Origin of the sequence: Vibrio sp. B4-6 (assembly GCF_963888245.1) — a bacterium.
GTDB classification, from domain to species: Bacteria; Pseudomonadota; Gammaproteobacteria; order Enterobacterales; family Vibrionaceae; genus Vibrio; species Vibrio anguillarum.
Window position 1 is genome coordinate 115,101 of record NZ_CAWPIM010000055.1, and the last position, 23,719, is coordinate 138,819.

The 23,719-nt window shown below is 44.2% G+C and carries 18 protein-coding genes and 4 tRNA genes; 8 read left to right on the plus strand and 14 right to left on the minus strand.

The window, feature by feature from the left end; genetic code table 11:
- Nucleotides 1-179: 179 nt before the first annotated feature.
- From AACV20_RS13355 to cdd, 5 genes are all read left to right on the plus strand, one after another.
- A complete protein-coding gene (locus AACV20_RS13355; protein ID WP_170907457.1) occupies nt 180-1,547 on the plus strand; it encodes an L-cystine transporter in 1,368 nt (455 codons plus the stop codon).
- Nucleotides 1,548-1,698: 151 nt separating this feature from the next.
- Nucleotides 1,699-3,123: an exodeoxyribonuclease I gene (sbcB, locus tag AACV20_RS13360; protein ID WP_017047014.1), complete on the plus strand. Its 1,425-nt coding sequence runs from the start codon at nt 1,699-1,701 to the stop codon at nt 3,121-3,123.
- 124 nt (nt 3,124-3,247) lie between these two features.
- The gene (locus AACV20_RS13365) at nt 3,248-3,580 is read left to right on the plus strand and encodes a CidA/LrgA family protein (protein ID WP_033197434.1); all 333 of its coding nucleotides are present in this window, start codon (nt 3,248-3,250) and stop codon (nt 3,578-3,580) included.
- Nucleotides 3,580-4,260 carry a CidB/LrgB family autolysis modulator gene (locus AACV20_RS13370; protein ID WP_010319624.1) on the plus strand — a complete coding sequence of 227 codons (681 nt, stop codon included), beginning with the start codon at nt 3,580-3,582 and terminating at the stop codon, nt 4,258-4,260. The genes AACV20_RS13365 and AACV20_RS13370 overlap by 1 nt, the downstream gene beginning before the upstream one ends.
- 208 nt (nt 4,261-4,468) lie before the next feature.
- A complete protein-coding gene (gene cdd / locus AACV20_RS13375; protein ID WP_105976632.1) occupies nt 4,469-5,356 on the plus strand; it encodes a cytidine deaminase in 888 nt (295 codons plus the stop codon).
- 58 nt (nt 5,357-5,414) lie between these two features.
- Here the strand turns inward: cdd and AACV20_RS13380 are convergent, their stop codons facing one another.
- Nucleotides 5,415-8,162, minus strand: coding sequence for a bifunctional diguanylate cyclase/phosphodiesterase (locus AACV20_RS13380; protein ID WP_249929754.1), 2,748 nt, complete (start codon nt 8,160-8,162; stop codon nt 5,415-5,417).
- A 288-nt stretch (nt 8,163-8,450) separates the two neighbouring features.
- On the opposite strand from AACV20_RS13380, the gene purT reads away from it, so the two are divergent.
- Nucleotides 8,451-9,626 (plus strand): formate-dependent phosphoribosylglycinamide formyltransferase, encoded by a 1,176-nt coding sequence (purT, locus tag AACV20_RS13385; protein ID WP_017047011.1) that lies wholly within the window; start codon nt 8,451-8,453, stop codon nt 9,624-9,626.
- Nucleotides 9,627-9,690: 64 nt separating this feature from the next.
- On the opposite strand, the gene AACV20_RS13390 is transcribed toward purT, so the two are convergent.
- Both AACV20_RS13390 and AACV20_RS13395 read right to left on the minus strand, forming a co-directional pair.
- Complete coding sequence (locus tag AACV20_RS13390; RefSeq protein WP_088728922.1) at nt 9,691-10,989, minus strand: methyl-accepting chemotaxis protein; 1,299 nt, start codon at nt 10,987-10,989, stop codon at nt 9,691-9,693.
- 121 nt (nt 10,990-11,110) lie between these two features.
- Nucleotides 11,111-11,758: a thiopurine S-methyltransferase gene (locus AACV20_RS13395; RefSeq protein ID WP_170907459.1), complete on the minus strand. Its 648-nt coding sequence runs from the start codon at nt 11,756-11,758 to the stop codon at nt 11,111-11,113.
- 347 nt (nt 11,759-12,105) lie between these two features.
- Between AACV20_RS13395 and AACV20_RS13400 the strand changes: the two genes are divergently transcribed.
- The gene (locus tag AACV20_RS13400; RefSeq protein ID WP_017044849.1) at nt 12,106-12,879 is read left to right on the plus strand and encodes a phosphoribosylglycinamide formyltransferase; all 774 of its coding nucleotides are present in this window, start codon (nt 12,106-12,108) and stop codon (nt 12,877-12,879) included.
- Between the two features lie 68 nt (nt 12,880-12,947).
- Here AACV20_RS13400 and ihfA read toward each other — a convergent pair whose 3' ends face one another.
- The 3 genes from ihfA to pheS all read right to left on the minus strand — a co-directional run bounded on the left by ihfA (nt 12,948) and on the right by pheS (nt 17,053).
- Nucleotides 12,948-13,244 carry an integration host factor subunit alpha gene (gene ihfA / locus AACV20_RS13405; RefSeq protein ID WP_010319630.1) on the minus strand — a complete coding sequence of 99 codons (297 nt, stop codon included), beginning with the start codon at nt 13,242-13,244 and terminating at the stop codon, nt 12,948-12,950.
- Between the two features lie 421 nt (nt 13,245-13,665).
- On the minus strand, nt 13,666-16,053 hold the full coding sequence (gene pheT / locus AACV20_RS13410; protein ID WP_170907460.1) for a phenylalanine--tRNA ligase subunit beta: 2,388 nt from the start codon (nt 16,051-16,053) through the stop codon (nt 13,666-13,668).
- 16 nt (nt 16,054-16,069) lie between these two features.
- On the minus strand, nt 16,070-17,053 hold the full coding sequence (gene pheS, locus AACV20_RS13415) for a phenylalanine--tRNA ligase subunit alpha (protein WP_017044058.1): 984 nt from the start codon (nt 17,051-17,053) through the stop codon (nt 16,070-16,072).
- Between the two features lie 216 nt (nt 17,054-17,269).
- On the opposite strand from pheS, the gene AACV20_RS13420 reads away from it, so the two are divergent.
- The gene (locus tag AACV20_RS13420; RefSeq protein ID WP_094132000.1) at nt 17,270-17,752 is read left to right on the plus strand and encodes a GNAT family N-acetyltransferase; all 483 of its coding nucleotides are present in this window, start codon (nt 17,270-17,272) and stop codon (nt 17,750-17,752) included.
- A gap of 84 nt (nt 17,753-17,836) precedes the next feature.
- Here AACV20_RS13420 and AACV20_RS13425 read toward each other — a convergent pair whose 3' ends face one another.
- The 8 genes from AACV20_RS13425 to uvrY form a co-directional block, all read right to left on the minus strand.
- Nucleotides 17,837-18,811, minus strand: a complete 975-nt coding sequence (locus AACV20_RS13425; RefSeq protein WP_088728926.1) for a carbohydrate porin — start codon at nt 18,809-18,811, stop codon at nt 17,837-17,839.
- Between the two features lie 754 nt (nt 18,812-19,565).
- Nucleotides 19,566-19,641, minus strand: a tRNA-Gly gene (locus AACV20_RS13430).
- A 23-nt stretch (nt 19,642-19,664) separates the two neighbouring features.
- Nucleotides 19,665-19,751: transfer RNA gene (locus AACV20_RS13435), tRNA-Leu, on the minus strand.
- 85 nt (nt 19,752-19,836) lie between these two features.
- A tRNA-Gly gene (locus AACV20_RS13440) sits at nt 19,837-19,912 on the minus strand.
- Nucleotides 19,913-19,914: 2 nt separating this feature from the next.
- Nucleotides 19,915-19,988 (minus strand) — tRNA-Cys (locus tag AACV20_RS13445).
- Between the two features lie 268 nt (nt 19,989-20,256).
- Complete coding sequence (gene pgsA / locus AACV20_RS13450) at nt 20,257-20,814, minus strand: CDP-diacylglycerol--glycerol-3-phosphate 3-phosphatidyltransferase (RefSeq protein WP_017046228.1); 558 nt, start codon at nt 20,812-20,814, stop codon at nt 20,257-20,259.
- Between the two features lie 46 nt (nt 20,815-20,860).
- Nucleotides 20,861-22,693 (minus strand): excinuclease ABC subunit UvrC, encoded by a 1,833-nt coding sequence (uvrC, locus tag AACV20_RS13455; protein WP_047688276.1) that lies wholly within the window; start codon nt 22,691-22,693, stop codon nt 20,861-20,863.
- Nucleotides 22,693-23,337: a UvrY/SirA/GacA family response regulator transcription factor gene (gene uvrY / locus AACV20_RS13460; RefSeq protein WP_026028128.1), complete on the minus strand. Its 645-nt coding sequence runs from the start codon at nt 23,335-23,337 to the stop codon at nt 22,693-22,695. Before uvrY ends, uvrC begins: the two co-directional genes overlap by 1 nt.
- Nucleotides 23,338-23,719: the final 382 nt, after the last annotated feature.

Here is a 23,719-nt window from a genome sequence, read left to right on the forward strand (position 1 = left end):
ATAGAAAGATTGATAACCATTTGTTCTAAATCATGCTGATTTTGTCTTTGGATTAACCTACGTTAAAAGATATGGTTGCGTTTCATCGCTTTTATTCCCCTTTTACCTAGCATTATCGACTACATCGCTCATCGGCGATCAACGTAATCATGGGTACACAACTTTTAAGGTGTCGCATCATGTCAGTTGCAGCCATTGCCGCACTCGCAATATTTATTGGCATTCTGTTTTTTCTCTTAGGACAGCAGAAAAAGTCTCACACTCTTTCACGCTTAGTGCTACTTGGGTTGATCCTAGGCAGCGCATTTGGCCTTGCTCTACAAGTGGTTCTTGGTGAAGGACATGTGGCCATCAAGGAAACATTAGGCTGGGTCAACGTCGTCGGTAACGGCTATGTTGGTTTGCTAAAAATGGTGATTATGCCTTTGGTGCTGGTGTCGATGATCGCTGCGGTTGTGAAGCTCGATAAAGGTGGCTCGCTGGGTAAAATCTCTGGCCTGACCATTTCTATCTTACTGCTGACGACCGCTGTCTCGGCATTGATCGGTATTTTTGTCACCCAAGCTTTTGGTTTAACAGCAGACGGCCTCGTTGAAGGCAGCCGTGAAACGGCGCGTATTGCTGTACTAGAAAGCCGCGCCGCTACTGTGAGTGATTTAACTATTCCTCAAATGCTATTAAGCTTTATTCCGACCAATCCTTTTGCCGACTTAACCGGTGCTCGCTCAACCTCGATCATCGCTGTGGTTATTTTTGGCGTACTAACGGGTATTGCGGCGCGTAAAGTAATGTCAGAGAAAGCCGAGCTAGAAACGCCAATCCGCACCTTTGTCGAAGCGATACAGTCGATTGTGATGCGCCTAGTGAAAATGGTGATGGCACTAACCCCTTACGGTATTGCGGCGTTGATGGCGAAAGTTGTCGCTACATCAAGTGCGGGCGATATTCTGAGTTTGCTCGGTTTTATTGTCGCCTCTTATGTCGCCATTGCATTGATGTTTGTGGTGCACGGTATATTGGTTTCTTTTGTAGGCGTTAGCCCTAAAGAGTATTTTCAAAAAATTTGGCCAGTGTTGACCTTCGCGTTCACCTCACGTAGCTCAGCGGCAACCATTCCTCTGAATGTAGAAGCGCAAATCACTAAGCTGAACGTACCACCAGCAATTGCCAACCTATCGGCTTCATTCGGTGCCACTATTGGTCAAAACGGCTGTGCTGGTATTTACCCAGCCATGCTCGCAGTGATGGTTGCTCCTACCGTCGGTATTAATCCAATGGACGTGCACTTTATTTTGTCGCTAGTGGCTATTATCGCAATCAGCTCATTTGGTATTGCCGGCGTCGGTGGCGGTGCCACTTTTGCAGCCTTAATCGTGCTACCAGCGATGGGCCTACCAGTGACGATTGCAGCACTGCTTATCTCCATTGAACCCTTGATTGATATGGCCCGTACCGCGTTGAATGTTTCAGGCTCAATGACGGCAGGTACCATTACCAGCCGTTTACTGAACGGTAAACAGGTACAAGTTCAAGAACAGCAAGCCTAGAAAGTATCGAACGTTCTCGTTTTTCTCCAAGCCGGTGCCAATGCGCCGGCTTTTTCATTTCAAATCCTCATCAGAGCATGCTTCGCACATTGCTATGTCACACGGGCAATGGTCTAATAAACCTTAAATTTCAGCGACTGGATACTATCGAATGCGACAAGAGCACCCGCCTACTTTCTTTTTCCTCGACTATGAGACATGGGGAGTCAACCCTGCGAAAGATCGTCCGAGCCAATTTGCGGGCGTTCGCACCGATATGGATTTTAATATTATTGGCGAACCACTGGTTATCTATTGCCAACCACCAGCGGACTATTTGCCTTCTCCAGAAGCGGCGCTTATTACGGGTATCACACCACAAAAAGCGGTGGCCCAAGGCTTGCCAGAGCCTGAATTTATCGCCAAAATTCATCAACAACTCGCCACACCCAACACCACCAGTCTTGGTTACAACAGTATTCGTTTTGATGATGAAGTAACGCGTTACACTTGCTATCGTAATTTCATTGATCCGTATGCTTGGAGCTGGCAAAACGGCAATTCACGTTGGGATTTACTTGATGTGATGCGCGCCTGCCATGCGCTACGTCCAGAAGGCATCAACTGGCCCGAAAATGACGAAGGCTTTACCAGTTTTAAGTTGGAGCATCTCTCTGTTGCCAATGGCATCGAACACGCGAATGCCCACGATGCTATGGCCGATGTTATCGCCACCATTGAGCTGGCCAAAAAAGTAAAAGCCGCCCAACCCAAGTTGTTTGATTACTTTTTTAACATGCGCCATAAACGCAAACTCAATGATCTGATTGATATCGTCAACATGACACCTTTAATGCACGTATCGGGTATGTTAGGCCGAGAATGCCAATACACCAGTTGGATCGTGCCGATTGCTTGGCATCCCACCAATCAAAATGCGGTTATTGTGGTGGACCTTGCCAAAAACCCTCAACCCCTGATCGATTTAAGCAGCGAAGAACTGCATCAACGTCTATATACCAAACGCGAAGAGTTGGCAGAAGATGAATTGCCAGTGCCCATCAAATTAGTGCATCTCAATAAATGCCCTATCCTTGCGCCGGCCAAAACATTAACGGCCGAAAATGCAGACCATATCGGGGTCGATAGAAACCTGTGTCTTGAACACTTAGCGCTCATCAAGCAGTACCCAGAGATCAGAGAAAAGCTGATTGGCCTCTACACAATTGAGCGCGAATATAAGCACAGTGACGATGTCGATACTCAACTCTACGACGGTTTCTTCTCTCCAGCCGACAAAGCGGCGATGGAGATCATTCGCCAAGCTGACCCAGTCAATCTCGCCGCATTAGACATTAGTTTTAGCGATAAGCGCATCGAACCCTTGCTGTTTCGCTACCGCGCTCGCCATTACCCATTGACATTAAGTGACGAAGAGCAAAGGCGTTGGGCAACTCACTGTCGTGATTATTTCGAAAGCCACCTTGAAGAGTACATGCTCAATTTAGAGAACTTAGTTCACACCCACAGCAGTGACGAAAAGAAAATGGCTATTTTAAAATCCGTTTACCGTTATGTCGAAGACATCGCGAGTTAATGTACGAGGTTTTCGCGCTGTCAGGTTTCAAACCAACACGCTGCGATTCCATTTCCGAAAATAGTTTAGGCACAACAAGGCACCGACTTTTATTGTGAATACCATTGCAAAATATTTGGTCTCTATGGGGCTGATTTTCCTTTGCCTGATGGCAGGTATCAATCTTCAACATTGGCTTGGCATCACCATTCCGGGCAGTATTATCGGAATGCTAATTCTGTTTAGTTTATTGGCAAGTGGGCTCGTGCCTGTCGAATGGGTAAAACCCAGTGCCAGTCTTTTTATCCGTTATATGGTCATTTTATTTGTCCCTATCAGTGTCGGATTAATCGAGCATTTTGATTTATTGATGAGTAACGCCATCCCGATTCTTGCCAGCGCGGTGGGCGGTACGCTGATCGTATTAGTTTGTCTGGGTTTAGGGCTGGATCGTTTTTTGAAAAAGGGGAATAAGTGATGTGGTTATTACTCACAATTGCGGTCTTTTTCCTGACACGTTGGATCAGCAAAAAATGCAAAACGGCCATAATGAATCCGTTACTGCTCAGCCTTGTGATCATCATTCCTATCTTGCTATTTTTTAACATTCCTTATGCCAGTTACTATGCTGATAACCAATGGCTGAGCTTTCTGTTGCAACCGGCTGTGGTGGCGCTGGCTTATCCTCTCTATGAACAACTGCCTCAGATCCGCTCAAATTGGCGCATCATTGCCCTCGCCTGTGGGGTGGGCAGTGCTATGTCAATGCTCACAGCCAGCTTAATTGCTGTTTATCTTCAAACGGATATACATTTAATCGCCAGCCTACTGGGTAAATCAGTTACCACACCGATTGCGATGGAAGTTTCCAGTAACCTCGGTGGGGAGCCAGCCATTGCCGCCGTTTTAGTGGTCATTGTAGGGCTGTTTGGCGCGATTCTCGCCTACCCTATCTATAACCTTCTCAACATCACGCATCCCATTGCTAAAGGCTTAACCATGGGCACCGTATCTCATGCGCTGGGCACAGCAACCTGCGCTGAAAAAGATCCACGTGACGCAGCATTTAGTTCACTTGCATTAGTCGTGTGCGGCGTAATCACATCGATACTTGCTCCAAGTTTTTTTGCTTTTTCAATGTGGTTGTCCACGCTATAGAGTGCCAACAGAAATCAAAGATACGTCTACTCATGGGTTTTGATTGTAGACGTGTCTCACTTTAAGGCTGACTGTAATCGATTTCATGTGTGACCTCACTCTAAATGTGAAAACCAAAATTACGTTACATTAAATTACGTGATTTAAATCTCAGTAAAATTTCATTCTTCGCCTAGAATATTCCTCAATACATAGATAAGGACTCATTATGAAAAGCCGTATTGAACAGGCGCTAGCGGATACGCCAAAACCCGTTGCAGAATTTTTGTCGCCCATTCTGCTGTGCGATGATTTTGACGCAACCCTATCACCAGAACAGTTCAACCAACTGCTTTCTCTTTCTGGCTTAGACGATGCGGAATTGCGCGTTGCACTGCTGCCTTTTGCGGCCGCCTATGCTTATGTACCGCTTTCAAACTTTTACGTGGGAGCCATCGTCAGAGGTTTATCGGGCCGTTTGTACTTTGGCGCGAATATGGAGTTTTCCGGTGCGCAATTGGGCCAAACCGTACACGCCGAGCAATGTGCCATCAGCCATGCGTGGATGAAAGGTGAACAAGGCGTTGCTGACATTACCATCAACTTCAGCCCTTGTGGGCACTGCCGTCAGTTTATGAATGAGCTTACAACCGCAGACTCGCTTGCCATTCAGCTACCACAGCGTGATGAGAAGTCACTGCAAGAGTACCTACCTGAATCATTTGGTCCTGCCGATTTAGGTGTTGATTCTGGTCTAATGGCAGACGCTAACCACGGCAAAACAACTAGCGAAGATGATCCACTCATTGGCTTAGCTCTTAATGGCCTAAACCGCAGTTACGCACCCTATACCAACAATCTCAGTGGTGTTGCCCTGCAAATTGAGAATGGTAAAACCTACGTCGGTGCGTATGCTGAAAATGCCGCATTCAACCCAAGCTTACCACCATTGCAAGTTGCTCTTGTTCAGTTAATGATGGATGGCCAACGCTTTGATAATATTGTCGCAGCCGCATTAGTTGAGATGTCTGATGGCAGTATTAGCCATTTAGCCGATACTCAAGCCACCTTGGAAGTAATTAACCCAGACATTCCTCTTTCCTATCTTGTGGTTTAGGCGCTCTAGTGAAAAATCCCCAACGCATGGGGATTTTTGCCTTTTGATGGTGCAGGTTTTACCGCATATCCTTTCCGCCCAACAAATTATCGAACACCTCTTGTTTACTCATCGGCTTGTAAAAATAGAAGCCTTGGATCTCATCAATATTCCAGACTTTGAGTTTGCGCAGTTGCGAAGCAGTTTCAACCCCTTCAGCCACGGTAGTTAAGCCTAGCTCTTGCGACATATTGATAATACTGCGCACCAAGGTTTTGGCTTTGTCATTGGATTCCAATGTGGAAATATAAGACTGGTCTAACTTCACTATATCTAATGGAAAATCACACAATGTACTAAACGAGGAATAGCCCGTACCAAAATCATCAAGCGCCAACTGTATACCGAGTTTTTTTATCGCATCCATGCGTTTGATCGTCTCTTCTTCAGCCCCCAACAACATACTTTCCGTCAATTCGAGCACTAATTGTCCCGGTTCAATTTGATATTTTTCAATCAATACTGATAAGTACCCGACCAATTTTTTACTGTAGAAATGCGGGCTAGAAAGATTGAAGTGAATACTTAGCCGTTTACCCAACGAAAATTGCGACTGCGTTTGCAGTTCGCTAATAAATTGGCAGGCTTGGCCTAGTATCTGCTCTCCCAATTCAATGATCACTTTACGTTGTTCAGCCAAAGGGATAAATACGGCTGGCGAAACCATACCAAGTTGAGGGTGTTCCCAGCGAGCTAGAGCTTCAAAGCCAATGATTTCGGCACTGTCTGCACGAACAATCGGCTGATAGTAAGCAATAATATGACCATCTTTCACAGCTGAGATGAGATCTCGATTGATCGCTAACGACTTCTGGGCATGAACAAACAATTCTTGTGTCACTGAAACAACCAGGCTGGCTCCAGCTTTCTCTGTTTGTTGAATGGCATAAAAACCACTTTGAACCAAAGTTTCGAAAGAATCGATCGGCAATTGTGAATCAATCACAGCGCCTTCCACACTCAAATCGAGTTCCAAGCCGCCAATGTCAGTCTTCCTCTTGTAACTATCGATAAGCTTAGTGCCTCTGTGAATCAAAAAAGAGGTTGCCCCGTTACCCAACTCACACACCATAAATTCATATTCACTAATTCGTCCCATTATGGACGTATTGAAACGGTTTCTAAGCGTAGCCGAAAAATGTTTAACGGCTATATCGTAAGCACTGTGTCCGTACACTTCTGAAATTTCTTTTAGTCTTTTAACCCGTAGGTAGAGCACGGAAAACCCACCACATTCAGTCGGATTGTCAATCAAAGGCTGGACTTGGCTCATCATCGTTGGACGATTAAGTAAACCTGACACTGGGTCACAATGAGTAAGGTCGTAAATAAGCTGCTCTTGCTGCTTTTGCTCGCTGATATCAGTAATCGATAGCATGATAGAGCGATGCCCACGTTGTTCTATCAATGTAGCTTCGATAAGACACTCTAAACGCTGCTGACCCTTTGTAACAACATGTCCCTCAAATTCACGCATCCCTTGTTCTATATTTTGGTAGAGTAATTCACTGCTGCACACCACATCATTTTGTATAATACAAAACTCATCTAAAACCTTTCCAACCAACTCATCTCTAGAATAAGAAAGCATATCCAACAAGGCTTGGTTCACATCGACAATGAAGCGATCAACCACCAGCAACATTCCGAGATTTTGGCTTTGATAGAGTGCATCAAATTTCTGTAACGTCTCTTTAAGCCTATCTTCCGCCAAGGAGGATGAGGCAGCAAGTGAACGGACAAGTTCGGTAATTCGTTCAAACTCATCTTGTTTATCATTCGATTGTGAAGAGAATGCACTCTCTTCAATCAGCTGATTGATCCCACGCTCAAAATTCTCAAACCGTTTGGCTACCTTGCTGCGAAACAGAGCAAAAGTAGCCACGGCAACAAAGGCGGCCGCAATAATGATCGTCAAAATCAAATAATAAAAAGTTTCGTTCCCTTTTTGATAGTAAAGCCGCTGAGCACAGGTTTTTAGATAGCCAATAGGTTGCCCTGTCATATCACTGAGTAAGGTGTAATGCGTGATATTATTTTGATCTCTTTCAATACCCTCTTGATTATGACTAACAGGTAAAATCACAGGAGCATCGGTAACTACAATGTCATTTTTAGCGGTTAGTAGGTTCTGATACTGAGAAGGGAAACGGCGGGTTAAGTGCTGTCCCCATAGCATCCACCCCACAACATCAGCCGTACCTTCACTGTTACGCACCGGAGTTAGGCTCACCACCCACACACTATTTTCCACACGGATGAGGCCAGAGCGGCTAGTTTTATCCTCATCAAGTGTGTGATGCATCTGAATTAAATGGTCGCTCACACCTTGTGAGCGTATCAACTGTTCCACTAACGAACAGTTTGTGCCAGGTTCAATATCCCGACATAAGTATTCAACCAATTGCGAGGATTCGGTGATGAAAGCCAAAACGTCTAAACCTAAAGTATCGAGGGAATCAGGATACAAGTTGCGCTCAGCAAATTGAGTGTCGCCATTCAACAGCAGCAGATAAGTTTCATCCCAATAAGCCCAATCATAAGAACGCTTTTCTTGCTGTACTAAAAGATCTTGAATGACCGACTGAGCTTGATTGCTATCTCGATGAATCTCAATTGATTCAAGTTCATTCAAACTATATAAAAAAAAGTGGCGAGTAATAAATAAGCTGCTAAGAATGATCCCAACCAACCCGACAGAAAACAACAGAGCAGTTTTCGTGTGTAGAGTTATAAAACGCAAACGTAAGAAAGTTTTCATAGCCATAGGTGTCTTTTTCTTAGTCAATCCCACATAAACTTTAGACTGAAATTACTTCATATTCTTAACGCAGTTTCTCGAATGCTATTTACTGCACATTAATTGCTATTTCAGCCTTAATTTTGTACAGATATGAGTTCGTTTACTGCGTATTACACAAACCACTCTATCGACAGCACGAACAGGAAATCACTCATCTCTCACCACAAAGGCAAACGTTTGCTTTTATTCTTAATTTTAGTATGATTTTGGCTGTTTTCGCTATTACCTATTGCTTGAATGTAAGGATTCACTATGTTTGGTACTGCTACACGTGAAAATGCCACCCGCGTTTTACTGCTTGGTTCCGGAGAATTGGGCAAAGAGGTGGCAATTGAATGCCAACGCCTTGGTTTAGAAGTGATTGCCTGTGATCGCTACGCCAACGCTCCAGCAATGCAGGTGGCGCATCGTAGCCACGTATTGGATATGCTCGATGGCGATGCGCTACAAGCCATTATCGAACTCGAAAAACCAGACTACGTGGTGCCAGAAATTGAAGCAATTGCCACTCATAAGCTGGTTGAACTGGAAGCGCAAGGCTTAAACGTTGTCCCCACTGCAACGGCCACTCAATTGACGATGAACCGTGAAGGCATTCGCCGTTTAGCCGCAGAAACTCTTGCCTTACCTACCTCTCCTTATCAGTTTGCTGATGACTATAATGATTTTGTACTGGCGATTGAGCATGTCGGTATGCCTTGCGTAGTTAAGCCTGTGATGAGTTCATCAGGTAAAGGCCAAAGTGTGATTAAGACGCAAGAGGATATTAGCCGCGCTTGGGCATACGCTCAAGAAGGTGGCCGCAGTGGAGCTGGGAGAGTGATCGTCGAAGGCTTTATCGATTTCGACTACGAAATTACTCTCTTGACGATTCGAGCAGTGGATGGTGTCCATTTCTGCGCTCCCATTGGCCATCGACAAGAGGAAGGGGATTATCGCGAATCATGGCAACCACAAGTGATGTCGGCTAACGCAATTAAAGCCGCTGAATATGTAGCAGAACAAGTGGTTAATGCACTCGGTGGTTACGGCTTATTTGGGGTTGAACTGTTTGTAAAAGGCGATAATGTTATCTTCAATGAAGTATCCCCTCGCCCACATGATACGGGAATGGTCACCCTCATTTCGCAAGAGCTGTCTGAATTTGCGTTACACGTGCGCGCGTTCACGGGTATGCCAATCAACAGTATTACCCAATATGGGCCATCGGCATCTGCGGTTATTTTAGGTCAAGGCACCTCCACTAACCTTAGATTTGATGGAATAAATGAAGCACTGTCTATCCCACACACTCAACTTCGTCTGTTTGGTAAACCAGACATTGATGGACGCCGTCGGCTTGGGGTTGCTCTGGCGAAAGATAAAGAACTCAAACAGGCTTTGCACAACGCAATTCAATGTGCCAAAAGCGTGCAAGTGATTCTGTAAAAACGCAAAGCGAGCCACTAGGCTCGCTTTCATTTTCTTCACCAACAATACTCGCTGCAGAGCTTTACTCTTTAATCAGTTCACTGACTGTGCCAACCACACTGTCCGCGGCTTTTCTCATTTCATCAATCAGCTTTTGCGTCTCTTCCAGTTTGCTATTACATGCCGTGACTTGGCCTTGAATTGCCCCCATCATAGAGGTAGAACTGTTGGTCAGTTCGCTATTGAGCTTAACAATATTACCAATTTCATCGGTCGCTTTAGTGGTATTGGAGGCTAATGAGCGCACCTCATCAGCAACCACAGCAAAACCCCGGCCATACTCCCCAGCACGCGCAGCCTCGATAGCGGCATTGAGCGCCAGCAAATTAGTCTGTTCTGCTATGCCTGTAATGGTGGTTACAATTTTGGTGATTTGCTGCGACTGGTTGGCCAGTTGCGTCATCGATGTATTCGCCTTAGTGATCGCGTTATCAATCTCTTTAGCAATGGAAGCGGCTTCGGCTAAAGTGGTGGTGCCTAGTTGAGCTATATTAACCGTTTCTTGTGAGGTGTGATGCGCAGCCGCTGCTGCCTCTTTAATCGCCCGAGCTTGCAGTACTCGTTGCGTGACATCAGTTGCAAACTTAGTCACACCAATCACTTTATGCTTTTCGTTAAAGATGGGGTTATAAGTCGCTTCTAACCAAATTTCATCACCATGTTTTGTAAAACGTTTAAATAATCCCGTTTTAAAATGGCCGCTAGCGAGCGACGCCCAAAAATTAGGATCCTTTTTATAAAATTCATCATCACAAAAAAGTCGATGATGCTTACCAACGATTTCTGCCAATTTGTATCCAACACAGGACAAAAAGTTTGGATTCGCCTCCACAACCGTCCCATCGGGAGTGAAAGAAATCACAGCCATTGACTTATCGACAGCTTCAAATACGGCCACTTGTCTATCCAATTTCTCTTTTGCAGCAGTGACATCACTGGCAATCTTCACCACCTTAACCACTTTTCCTTGCTCATCTTTTACTGGGATGTACGTAGCTTCAATCCAGACTTTATTATGGCTTTTAGTTAAACGGCAAAACGTACCCGCATGAGGTTTACCTTGCGCTAAATTTTGCCAAAGTTGACTATATTGAGGCGCATTAACAAATTCACTTTCACAGAACATTCGATGATGCTGGCCCACCACTTCCGATAATGAATAACCCAACACTTGTAAGAATGAGGAGCTGGCAGTCAGAATATGTCCTTGTGGATCAAACTCAATATAAGCCATCGTGCGTTTTATTGAATCAACCACCAGTTCATCACTGCTCTTTTTAGACTGTTGATTGCTGTTTGGCTTCCGACTAAACAAACCCATAGTTTTTCCTTAGTATTAGAGCGGCTGATATAGACGTAATGGCTTGCTCTCATCAAACGCCTAAAACCTACCTATTTATTGTTGTATAAGATGTATAAATAAACGATTTAAGCATAGTCTGTTACTTCTCAATTAACCACACGACTTCAGCAAAACGGCTCAATCCTCGTTGACTGATCTTAGGGTGATTTTCATCAGCATCGTCACGAAACAGACACGCCACTTTGCAGTCAGTGAATAACGACTCAACTTCATTTTTGGCGACACAGAATGGAGGGCCCATCATTTCACTTTGAACGTAATCCAGCGTCACAAGCAGCACCCTTCCGCCCTCTTTTAAGAGTGAAAGCAAGCGAGTAACGTACTCCTTTCGCATTTCAGGGGGCAGCGCAACTAACGCCGCTCGGTCGTAGATAAGCTCAACCGCTTTTAGCGGCGCACTAAGGACATCTCCGGTATAAATCATCAGTTCATCAAACTGATACAGTTCATGCGCTCCATTTAAACGAGTGACCGTTGGCGTATAAAAATGCTCGGCAAAAAAGGAACGAACGGCAATTTCACTCAGCTCTACACCCTGAACCTGTTCATGCTGGGAAGCGAGCCATATCAAATCTTCACTTTTTCCGCACAATGGTACAAATACACTTTCATTTCGTTGAGGTGAGAGTTGAGGCCAATATTCGATCAACAATGGGTTCACATCTTCTAAGTGAAATCCTATTTGGTTGGATGCCCATTTCTTGTGCCAAAACTCGGGATCTTTCATTATCTTCGTACTCTACGATTAAAATCTACAGCCAGACAAAGTACATGCTACTGACGAATAAGTGAATCCCCAACGGGTTAAACAAACAGCACAAAGACAGATAAAGATGTTCATATTTGGTTCATCCTCATTAGATACACTTGGTAACACATCAAATTGAACAGATAGCCTGGCGAGGCGTCTGAAGATAAGACCTGTGATAAAGCGCAAAATTATAGATTAATTGTTCCACGAGCTATTGAGTTGACTTTGTTTAGCCCAAGATCTCATAGCAAGCGACTCTGGTTATCACGTGTTTAGGTCTATTTTGGTTTCACCTTTTACCTAGACTAAGTTAAGGAGAATGAATGAGCCTATTTTTACGTACTACGGCACTGATGCTTTTAGTACTAAGCAGAGCCCCTGCCTTTGCAGCCGTTCCGTTCAATTCAGAAAGTGATGCCAAAGTTGGTGAATCGAAAAATCAACTCTCATCTAAACTGTTCAAGCATAGTTTAAGCGGTTTATATGGCATCCAGTCCACCAACAACCAGCCTTTGCAACCCTACAACGACTTTGAAATTCTCTACAGTAAAGCTCACCAAGCTCAACGTGAACTTGAAACATTGTGCAGAAGTACTGCTTTACTGACATCAACAGAGGCTCACTTTTCTGGCGTGAAATCACGTGACCGAGCATTAAGTAAAATAGAACATGAATTAGGTGGACGAGCTGATAGGATCACAGATTTAGCCAGAACAACTCTTGTGGCAAATGATGTGCCAAGCTTAGTCGAGGCTTATGAAGTATTAAGCCGAGAAGCCAGCATCGTAAAAGTAAAGAACCGCTTTAAATCGCCTGCCGCATCAGGCTATCGTGATTTAAACTTACTGGTTCAACTTCCTAAAACCAATGTTATTGCAGAAGTACAATTACATCTTAAAGCCATTGCCGATGTGAAAAATGGCCCCGAGCATCGTTTCTATGAACAGATCCAGAAGTTTGAACGTGTCGCCGCATTAGAGAAGCGAGCGTTACATGATATTGAAAAGGCGCAAATTAACCAGTTTCGTCGCCAATCTATCGAGCTCTACCAAAACGCCTGGCAGCCGTATATCACCACTCATATTCAAGCAGCCTAATACGTTCAGAACCCTTAACTCACTTTAAACAGAAAAAAGACCACGCATAGCGTGGTCTATTGCTCGGTCTATTTTTCGACATTAATGTTCTCGACTCGGGCTTTTAATTTCTGCCCTGGGCGGAACGTTACGACACGTCGAGCGGAGATAGGAATATCCTCACCTGTTTTTGGGTTTCGACCCGGACGCTCGTTTTTGTCTCGTAGATCAAAATTACCAAAACCAGATAGTTTTACCTGTTCGCCACTTTCAAGCGCCTTGCGAATCTCTTCGAAAAACACTTCAACCGTTTCCTTGGCATCCCGTTTACTGTATCCAAGCTTTTCAAACAGGTTTTCAGCCAATTCGGCCTTTGTGAGCGCCATAAAACTTCCCTCAAAGCTATGTTAAACCTTGCTGCTTCTAAGCAGCGCCAAAGCATTTTCGCTTAGCCAATCAATAAGATATCGGCTTTACCTGAAAAGTGTATGCCAAGCTTCTGATTTTCGCCAACTTTTTTATTCGCAACAATATTAATAGTTTAATCAAAATAAGCGCATATACTGGCTGCATTTATACAATTAGACGTCGAAGATTGAGAAAAAACACTGACAATTTAGTTAGTTATATTATAACGGCCAACATTTTTAGAATTTCATACTATTTTGAATGGATATCGATTTCTGATAAAAAAATTTATAACCTGTTAAATCATAGACTTGTTTAACACTAACTTGTCACTAAATTGCATATAAAAAAGCAGGCCCAACTTGAACCTGCTCAAATATACTTAGGCTACTTTCTGAATTAGTCGCGCAAGGCTGCACCAAACTGTGCCGCTACTGAAGTCACAATCGATTCAACAGCGCTTGCAATATCGGCTTCTTCTAAAGTACGTTCAGTCGATTGAAGCATCAACGCAATCGCTAAACTCTTCTTGCCCTCTTCAACCCCTTTGCCTACATAAACGTCAAACAGCTTCGCATCTTTTAGAAGCTCACCACCAGCGTTACGACATGCATCGACAATATCACCTGAAGCAATGGCGCCATCAACAACCAGTGCTATATCACGGCGGTTCGCTGGGAACTTAGACAGTGATGCAGCTTCTGGAATTACACGGGTGTTCACCGCTGACCATTCAAGTTCAAATACGATGGTGCGGCCATTCAAGCCAAACTTACGCTCAAGCTCTGGATGAACAGTGCCTATCACCCCAATAATCTCACCATCGACAACGATAGCGGCCGATTGCCCAGGGTGCAGCGCTGGGTGTGCAACAGAAGTAAAACTGTAAGCTTTGCCGTTGGCGGTTAAATCAAGAATAGCTTCCAAGTCACCTTTTAGATCGAAGAAATCTACCGTTGCGGTGTCCATGTTCCAGTGCTCTTCACCACGAGTACCGGATATTACCCCCGCGAGCATAGGTTCTTGGCGCATACCGTTCTCTGCCGAAGCATCAGGAATAAAACGCAAACCATATTCAAACAAACGAACGCGTGGCTGCTGGCGTTTCTGGTTATGAACCACGGTATTTAATAGACCTTGGATCAAGCCCAAACGCATCGCCGACATATCAGCAGAGATAGGATTAGGTAGAATGAGTGGTTCAACATCTGGAACAATCAGTTTCTGCTGCTCTGGCTCAACGAAGCTGTAGGTGATCGCTTCATGGTAACCACGGTCAACTAACAAATGACGAACACGCTTAAGTGGCAAGTTTGCTTCTTGGTGGTCATTCATACTCAATGCTGCAACGGGAGCTTGATTAGGGATATTGTTGTAACCGTAAATACGGCCAATTTCCTCAATCAAGTCTTGCTCAATCGCGATATCAAAACGCCACGTTGGCGCGGTAGCGACCCAACTGTCTGCGCGACTCTCAACACTCATACCTAAACGTTTTAGGATTTCAACCACATCAGCATCCGCAATGTGATGACCAAGCAAACTGTCCAGTTTAGTGCGACGAAGTGTGACTTGATTTGGTTTAGGTAACTCCGTTTCAGACTCAACACTAACCACAGGTGCAACTTCACCGCCACAAATATCAACCAGCAGCTGAGTCGCTCGTTCCATCGCACTGGCTTGCAACGCGTAGTCAACACCGCGCTCAAAACGCATGGATGAATCAGTATGTAGGCCATAGCTACGAGCACGACCGCGGATATGGTCTGGTGCAAAGAAAGCACACTCAAGCAGTACATCTTGGGTTTCTGAGCTAACGCCTGAACCTTCACCACCAAAAATGCCCGCAATGGCTAATGCTTTATTGTGATCGGCAACAACCAGCGTATCAACATTCAACTTAGCTTCTGTACCATCGAGTAGCGTAAGTTTTTCATCCTGCTCGGCCATACGAACAACAATACCGCCTTCGATCTTGGCAAGATCAAAGGCATGCATCGGTTGGCCTTGTTCAAGCAAGATATAGTTAGTGATATCAACCACTGGATCAATTGAACGTAGACCACAACGGCGTAACTTCTCTTGCATCCAAAGCGGTGTTTGGGCTTGAACATTAATGTTTTTAACCACGCGACCAAGATAACGCGGACAAGCGGCCGGTACTTTCACTTCAATAGAGACTTTATCTTCAATTGAAGTAGGAACAGCGGTGACTGATGGCTCAGTGACATCAATGCGGTTCAATACACCTACTTCACGGGCAAGGCCACGAATACTAAAGCAATCTGCGCGGTTCGCGGTCAAATCGACATCAATAGTCACATCATCTAAGCTTAGGAATTCGCGGAAATCAGTACCAACGATGGCATCTTCTGCAAGCTCCATAATGCCAGCGGATTCAACATCAATCCCTAGCTCACTGAATGAACAAAGCATGCCGTGAGAAGGTTGACCACGTAATTTTGCTTTTTTAATCTTGAAATCGCCGGGCAGTACAGCACCAACAGTCGCTACCGCCACTTTTAAGCCTTGGCGGCAGTTTGCTGCACCACAAACGATATCAAGCAGTTCTTCCTCACCCACGTCAACTTTCGTTACACGCAGTTTGTCGGCATCTGGATGTTGACCACATTCCACAACGTGACCCACTTTGACGCCAGTAAATTCACCGGCGACAGCAAGAACGTCATCGACTTCCAAGCCTGCCATTGTAATTTGATGTGTAAGTTCGTCAGTCGTAACCGCAGGGTTAACCCACTCACGAAGCCATGATTCGCTGAATTTCATTGTGTTTACCCTTGAATTACTTGAATTGTTTGAGGAAGCGCAGATCGTTCTCAAAGAACGCGCGTAGGTCGTTGACGCCATAACGAAGCATCGTTAAACGCTCAACACCCATACCAAATGCAAAGCCAGAATATTTTTCAGGGTCAATACCAACACTGCGCAAAACGTTCGGGTGAACCATGCCACAGCCTAGAACTTCAAGCCATTTACCATTTTTACCCTTCACATCCACTTCCGCAGAAGGTTCTGTAAATGGGAAATAAGAAGGACGGAAACGCACTTCAACTTCTTCTTCAAAGAAGTTACATAAGAAATCGTTCAAAATACCTTTAAGCTGAGCAAAATTGACGTGCTCATCAACCAACATTCCTTCAACTTGGTGGAACATTGGTGTGTGTGTTTGGTCGTAGTCATTACGATATACGCGGCCCGGCGCAATAAAACGAAACGGCGGTTGACCATTTTCCATAGTGCGAATTTGCACACCTGACGTGTGTGTACGCAACATTAAATCTGGATTAAAGAAGAAGGTATCGTGATCAGTACGTGCTGGGTGATCGGCAGCGATATTCAACGCATCAAAGTTGTGGAAGGCGTCTTCAATTTCAGGTCCAGATTCAACATGAAAACCAAGCTCACCAAAGAACTGCTCAATGCGTTCAACTGTGCGAGTCACTGGGTGTAAGCCACCATTTTCAATGCGGCGTCCAGGCAAAGTAACGTCAATCGTTTCAGCCGCTAGTTTGGCTTCTAACTCTGCTCGCTGCAAAGCATCTTTACGCGTAGCAATGGCGTGTTGCACTGTCTCTTTCGCAACGTTGATCTCTTGACCTGCAGCGCGACGTTCTTCGGGTGGCAATTTACCTAGGCTCTGTAGCTGAGTGGTTAACTCACCTTTTTTACCCAAGTACTGAACACGCACTTCATCAAGTGCGACTAGCGAATCGGCAGCATTAATCGCTGCGGTCGCATTAGCAATAATCTCTTCTAGATGTTGCATCGTTTCCTCATCTACCTGTAGGTAGTGTCCGTATAGGATGTTTTTGTATTTTTCAGATAGCTGCACATAGTATCGAAAGCCACCTCTAAAGCCAAATTGAAATGATACTGACGCTTGCTCTTGAACAAAAAAACGGCATTATTTTTGCCGCTCTCTTGATATCACCTCCCTCTCCCCAAACAATAATAAAAACATGACTATTTTTGAGAAGAAACGATGAACATCACGATAACACCAATCGAACCACAAGATGATCCGGACATTTGTAAAATTATCCAATCTGTAGGCGCTGAATTTGGGGCCATCGGTGAGGGTTTTGGCCCATCTGATGCTGAAGTAGAAAACATGAGTCAACATTATACGCAAGAGAGAAGCAGCCTTTATCTGGTAGCCAAACGTGACGGCATCATTGTCGGTGGAGCAGGTATTGCAGCCTTTCATCATAGCCAACGGATCTGTGAGCTAAAAAAACTCTTCTTATTACCAGAAAGTCGCGGTTTCGGGCTAGGAAAAATGCTCAGTGAAGCATGCCTATCGTTTGCTCAAAATGCAGGTTATCAATCTTGCTATTTGGATACGTTATCTAGTATGACATCCGCCATTCAGTTATATGAAAAGCTCGGATTTATACATTTGGATCGACCAATGGACGGCACTGAGCACAACGGCTGCGATGTGTGGATGCTTAAACAGCTGTAAATCATCGCATCTGCTTATACAAAAAATGCCTACCGAACGGTAGGCATCAAAAGCAGTTGAGATTTAATGCTTAAGTTTTAAAACTTAGAAGAAGTATTTTAGACGGATACGCATGCCTAGATCTTTGTTTTCTGTGTCGTCTACTTTCGAGTAGTAAGTACCTAGATAAACAGAGAAATCTTCCACATCCATCACATTAGCAAATTGGTAAGAAGCATAAGTGGTATTTACCTTCTCGCTAGTACCTTTATCAACATCACCATAGACATGACCTAGACCAAAGCCTTTAAACAGTAAGTTAGCACCGATGGTCGTATCTTCTTGTTTAGTTTTGTCGAAATCACGGAACGCATAGTTCACGTTGATAGAAAGATCGTTAGCAGAATAGTTAACTGTCGCGCCATAACCAAGGAAATCATTCGCAGCATCTTTATCATCTGCAGTCAGATTGGCTTCTAAACCAGCAGCAACACGAACTGAGTCAACGATTTGGTACGCAACAACTGGGCGTACGAACACAGCATTTTTATCCGCTGTAGTCGCATTCTTCTCAAATTTGGTAGAGAGTTCAAAGTAAAGATTATCCGCTGTCTTACTAAAACCGACTTGGCCGTTATCGCCACGACCACGAGCCGCATTCGCTCGATACGGTTCTGCTGTTGCGTATTCAAGCATAGTATCTTGACCAACAGGGAATAGATCAAATGCTTCATAACGACCTACTCTCAATTCCCAGTTATTTGCTTGACCAAATGCAATCCACGCATCATCAAGCTCAACATCACCCGTTGTTTTAAGTAAAGGTTGTGCTTGTGCTTTGATATAACGGTCACCACTCACACTGCGCTCACCAGCGATTTGAACCAAAAGACGACCGTCTTGATTTAGCTCTTGCTTGTCAGTGGCATTTTTATCACGAAGGTTGATATCGAACTCAACATCACCGCCGATTGAGAAAACACCTTGTTCACCTTCAACACTGATACCTGCGTTTGCTTGTAGTGCGGCTGAAATTAGAATTGCGGCAAGAGAAAGTTTACCAGAGGTAGCAAAATTCATTTTTTATACTCCATCGACCTTATGGTCATCATTATCATTATGTTGGTGCTTGACACCTTGAATCTCATCCTGAGATATAGGCAATAAAATTAATGAGTTAAGTTCAGATTCACCGGGGGAAGTAGCACGCTACTTTGGTAATCATGAATAACTCAATCTCTTTATTACTCAGCAACCACTGCTTATGTATTCCCTTAACGTTGCTGACGGGGATGGAGTTTACATTCACCAAATCAATGTAAAAATAGATCAATGTCACATTAGGAACCGTTCCCATGAATGGGTTATTGATAAGTTTATATAAATCACGCTTTTGCAAATAATTCACACCATAAATTAAATGTTGGCACGAAAATTATGTGAAGTAGGCCGAAATTTCACATCACAAAATAATAACAACTCAAGATAAAGGTTGCTTTATCAAATTATTAACATTCTAGAATTGGGGATGGAGAGTAAAAACGATGCGAGATTTGACCATAAATTGAAGCACTGCTGTTTGATGGTGATGGCTTTGCTTAAAATATTTCAATTTCACGTCCGAAACCGTCAACGAATATAGTGAACGTAGGGGGGGGATTTACCCAATTTCTGCTAGGGCTTTAATTTGGAGCGACACACGAGGTTCGCTTTCTTTTGAACTAAAAGCGTGACCTCAACCTTGGCAAGGTTGCTCTAAAACGATATCGTTGGTTGTAAACTGGCTGTGAGACAGAGATGAAAAAGCCCCAGCATTTCTGCTAGGACTTTAATTTGGAGCGACACACGAGGTTCGAACTCGTGACCTCAACCTTGGCAAGGTTGCGCTCTACCAACTGAGCTAGTGTCGCATACTGCATAAGCAGTAAAAAGATGGTGCCCCGGGCCGGACTTGAACCGGCACGACTCGAAAGTCGAGGGATTTTAAATCCCTTGTGTCTACCAATTTCACCACCAGGGCACGCAATTCTACATTGCGATGCTGTTTACAAAATTTAGTAACACCATCTTTAGATACTGAACGTTAAGTTCAACACCTCAAAATTTGGAGCGACACACGAGGTTCGAACTCGTGACCTCAACCTTGGCAAGGTTGCGCTCTACCAACTGAGCTAGTGTCGCAATGGAGGCGCGTCCCGGAGTCGAACCGAGGTCCACGGATTTGCAATCCGCTGCATAGCCCCTCTGCCAACGCGCCCCTGTAACATCAAGGGGTTGGGTTGTTTCTTCCGTTCCTCTCAAGTACGGGATGCATTCTACGCATTCGATTCGATGAGTCAATATTATTTTTTTAGTTTTTAAATCGTTTGGCTATTTTACATTCAAAAAGGACAGATTTGGTTAATTTGATAGCAAAATTCACCACCTTTTACACGAGATAACTGTGCTTTAACTAAAGCAATAATGCATGTTGTGAAAGGGATTGTAGAAATTGGAGGAACAAAAAACGGGCCTAAGCCCGTTTCTTAATGATGTTCTGCATTGAGGAGGTCGTCTTTAGCTGCCGCCAAGTATTGAACCATTGACCAATAGGTCAAAATGGTGGCGATGTATAACGCTGCATAGCCGACCCACACCATCCAATCATCATAACGCCAAATCAGTACCCACAATGCAAACATTTGGGTGAGCGTCTTAACCTTCCCAACCCATGAAACGGCCACACTGGCTCGTTTACCAATTTCCGCCATCCATTCTCGCAACGCAGAAATGATGATTTCACGTGCAATCATTGTCACGGCTGGAATCGTTATCCAGAGACTGTGGTAATGGTCGGTGATCAAGATAAGAGCCGTCGCAACGAGCACTTTATCCGCTACTGGGTCGATAAAAGCACCAAAGCGAGAGGTTTGCCCAAGTTTTCGCGCAAGCATGCCATCTAACCAATCGGTAAAACCCGCTATCCAAAACACCATTGCCGCAGCAAAAGGGCCCCAGCCGTAAGGCAGATAGAAAACAACGACAAATACTGGGATAAGGAAAAGTCGTAATAAAGACAAAATATTAGGAATATTCAAACGCATATTTATAGGCTCTTATCGATTGCGCGGTTATGTTGCGTTATTTTTCTTATTGTTTCAATGCTTGATAAATGTTTTCAGCTAAAGAATGGCTAATACCGGGCACTTTGGCGATTTCTTCAACAGTGGCTCTTTTTAGCTCTTGCAGCCCTCCCATATATTTCAGCAGTGCTTGCCGGCGTTTAGGCCCAACCCCTTCTATGCCTTCCAATGTACTGGTACGCCGTGTTTTACCTCGTTTGGCTCTATGCCCAGCAATGGCGTGATTATGACTTTCATCGCGAATATGCTGAATCAAATGCAAAGCTGGCGCATCACTTGGCAGGTTAAATTCATCGCCATCGGTTGTAATCAACGTTTCTAGCCCCGGTTTGCGGGTAACACCTTTGGCGATACCAATCATCACCGGTCTTTTCGGCCAATCTTGCCAATGGCTAGAGATGATCTGCAAAGCTCGATTCAATTGCCCTTTACCACCATCAATGAAAATGACATCGGGGATTTTTTCCACGTCAAGCTGCTTGGAATACCGCTTATCTAACACTTGTCCCATTGCAGCGTAATCATCCCCACCAGTAATTCCCGTGATGTTATAACGGCGGTATTCTGGTTTAACAGGCCCTTCTTGGTTAAATACCACGCATGAGGCGATCGTGCTCTCTCCCATGGTGTGCGAAATATCAAAACACTCCATACGCTCTATGCTATCCAACCCTAAAACAGCTTGAAGTGCTTTAAAGCGCTGGTTGATCGTCATTCTATGGTTAATTTTAGCCGTTATTGCGCTCAATGCATTGGTATTAGCCAATTTTAAATATTGAGCACGCACACCTGTTGGGCTGATGTGGAAAGAAACTTTACGCCCGACTAGGGTCTGTAAGGCTTCTTGCAGCGGCTTTTCATCCTCTAGCAGACCCGCATTTAAGATCACTCGACTTGGGATCGTACGCGCTTCATTGTGACTTAAATAATACTGTCCTAAAAAGCCATCAAACACCTCTTCTTGAGTCGTGTTAGCCGGAATTTTAGGAAAATGGCTACGACTACCCAATATTTTACCTTGGCGGATCATCAAAATATGGATGCAAGCGATGCCATTTTCTTGGGCAAATCCCAATACATCCATGTCATCCATCGTCTCTTCAGAAACAAACTGTTGTTCTTGGACTCTTCGAATGGCTTGGATCTGGTCTCTAAATTTAGCGGCATTTTCAAACTGCAGTGCTTGGCTGGCTTGTTCCATTTTTTGCACTAATGTTTCAAGTACTTGGTTATCTTTGCCTTGCAAAAACAATCGAACATAATTAACCAATTCAGCATACTCTTCATCAGCAATGATATGACTCACACAAGGTGCAGCGCAGCGGCCAATTTGATACATCAGGCAAGGACGAGTCCGGTTGCTATAGACGGTATCTTCACATTGTCTTACCGGAAATATTTTTTGGATGAGGTGTAACGACTCTCGAACCGCACCAGAATCAGGGTATGGACCAAAATACTCACCTTTGCGCTTTTTCGCGCCACGGTGCAACGACAAACGAGGGTGCTTATGCCCACTAATAAAAATATACGGGTAAGATTTATCATCTCGCAGCAGCACATTGTATTTAGGCAAATATTGCTTGATGTAATTATGTTCAAGGATCAACGCTTCCGTTTCAGTGTGAGTAACGGTGACATCAATTTTATCGATATGGCTGACTAACGCGCGCGTTTTCTCACTGTCGATTGTTTTTCGAAAGTAACTAGAAAGGCGTTTTTTGAGGTCTTTGGCTTTGCCAACATAGATGATATCAGCCTCGGCGTTATACATTCGATAAACGCCGGGCTGATGGGTAACGGTTTTAAGAAAAGCGACCGAGTCGAACAAAGAAGTCACTAAAGCGTCTCTGTGTCTAACATTCCGTGTCGAATAGCTAAATGGGTCAGTTCAACATCACCGCTGATCGCTAACTTACTAAACAGTCGATAGCGATAGCTATTTACTGTTTTGGGGCTAAGACTAAGTTGCTCGGAAATATCCGTCACTTTTTGCCCTTTGGTAATCATCATCATAATCTGCAGCTCTCTTTCCGAGAGATCAGCAAATGGATTGTCAGAAGCTGGCGAGAATTGGCTTAACGCCATTTGCTGTGCGATTTCAGGCGAGATATAACGCTGCCCGCTATTCACAATGCGAATCGCGTTGACCATTTCATCTGGGCCTGCACCTTTGGTTAAATAACCCGCGGCTCCAGCTTGCATCACTTTGGTCGGAAATGGATTTTCCGTATGAACCGTTAACACGATGATTTTCACATCTGGATTAAAGCGCAGAATTTTTTTTGTCGCTTCCAAACCGCCGATACCAGGCATGTTCATATCCATTAAAACAACGTCGACATGATTACTGCGACACCATTTTACTGCTTCTTCACCGCTGTCAGCTTCCCCTACTACGTTCATTCCACGGACGTCTTCAATAATACGTCGTATCCCTGTGCGAACCAGCTCGTGATCATCTACAAGGAAAACACTTATCAAACTTGTATCTCCACACTCATCTATTGGCTCTGCACCCACTGAATCGTGGATAGCAGCATCGCGGCCCACATTAATTAGCTCACAATTGGAAATTAACTCACAATCGGGTAATTAACTTAACATTAGTTTTTACTCACACTGAATATGTGCTCAAACCCCAAATTTGGCAAGTACTTATTTGTTCGGCTAATCATCCAATGAGAATCCATTAACAAATCAAAAGCTTAATTATATTAGCAGAGATGCCGCACGACTTTTACATGATTTTTTGACAAATTTGAACCTAAACATAAAAATGCAACCAGCCTCATAAAAATACAAAACCAAAACAAATCATAAAGTTAAAATGCATACACCATACCAATTAACGGTTATTTGATCT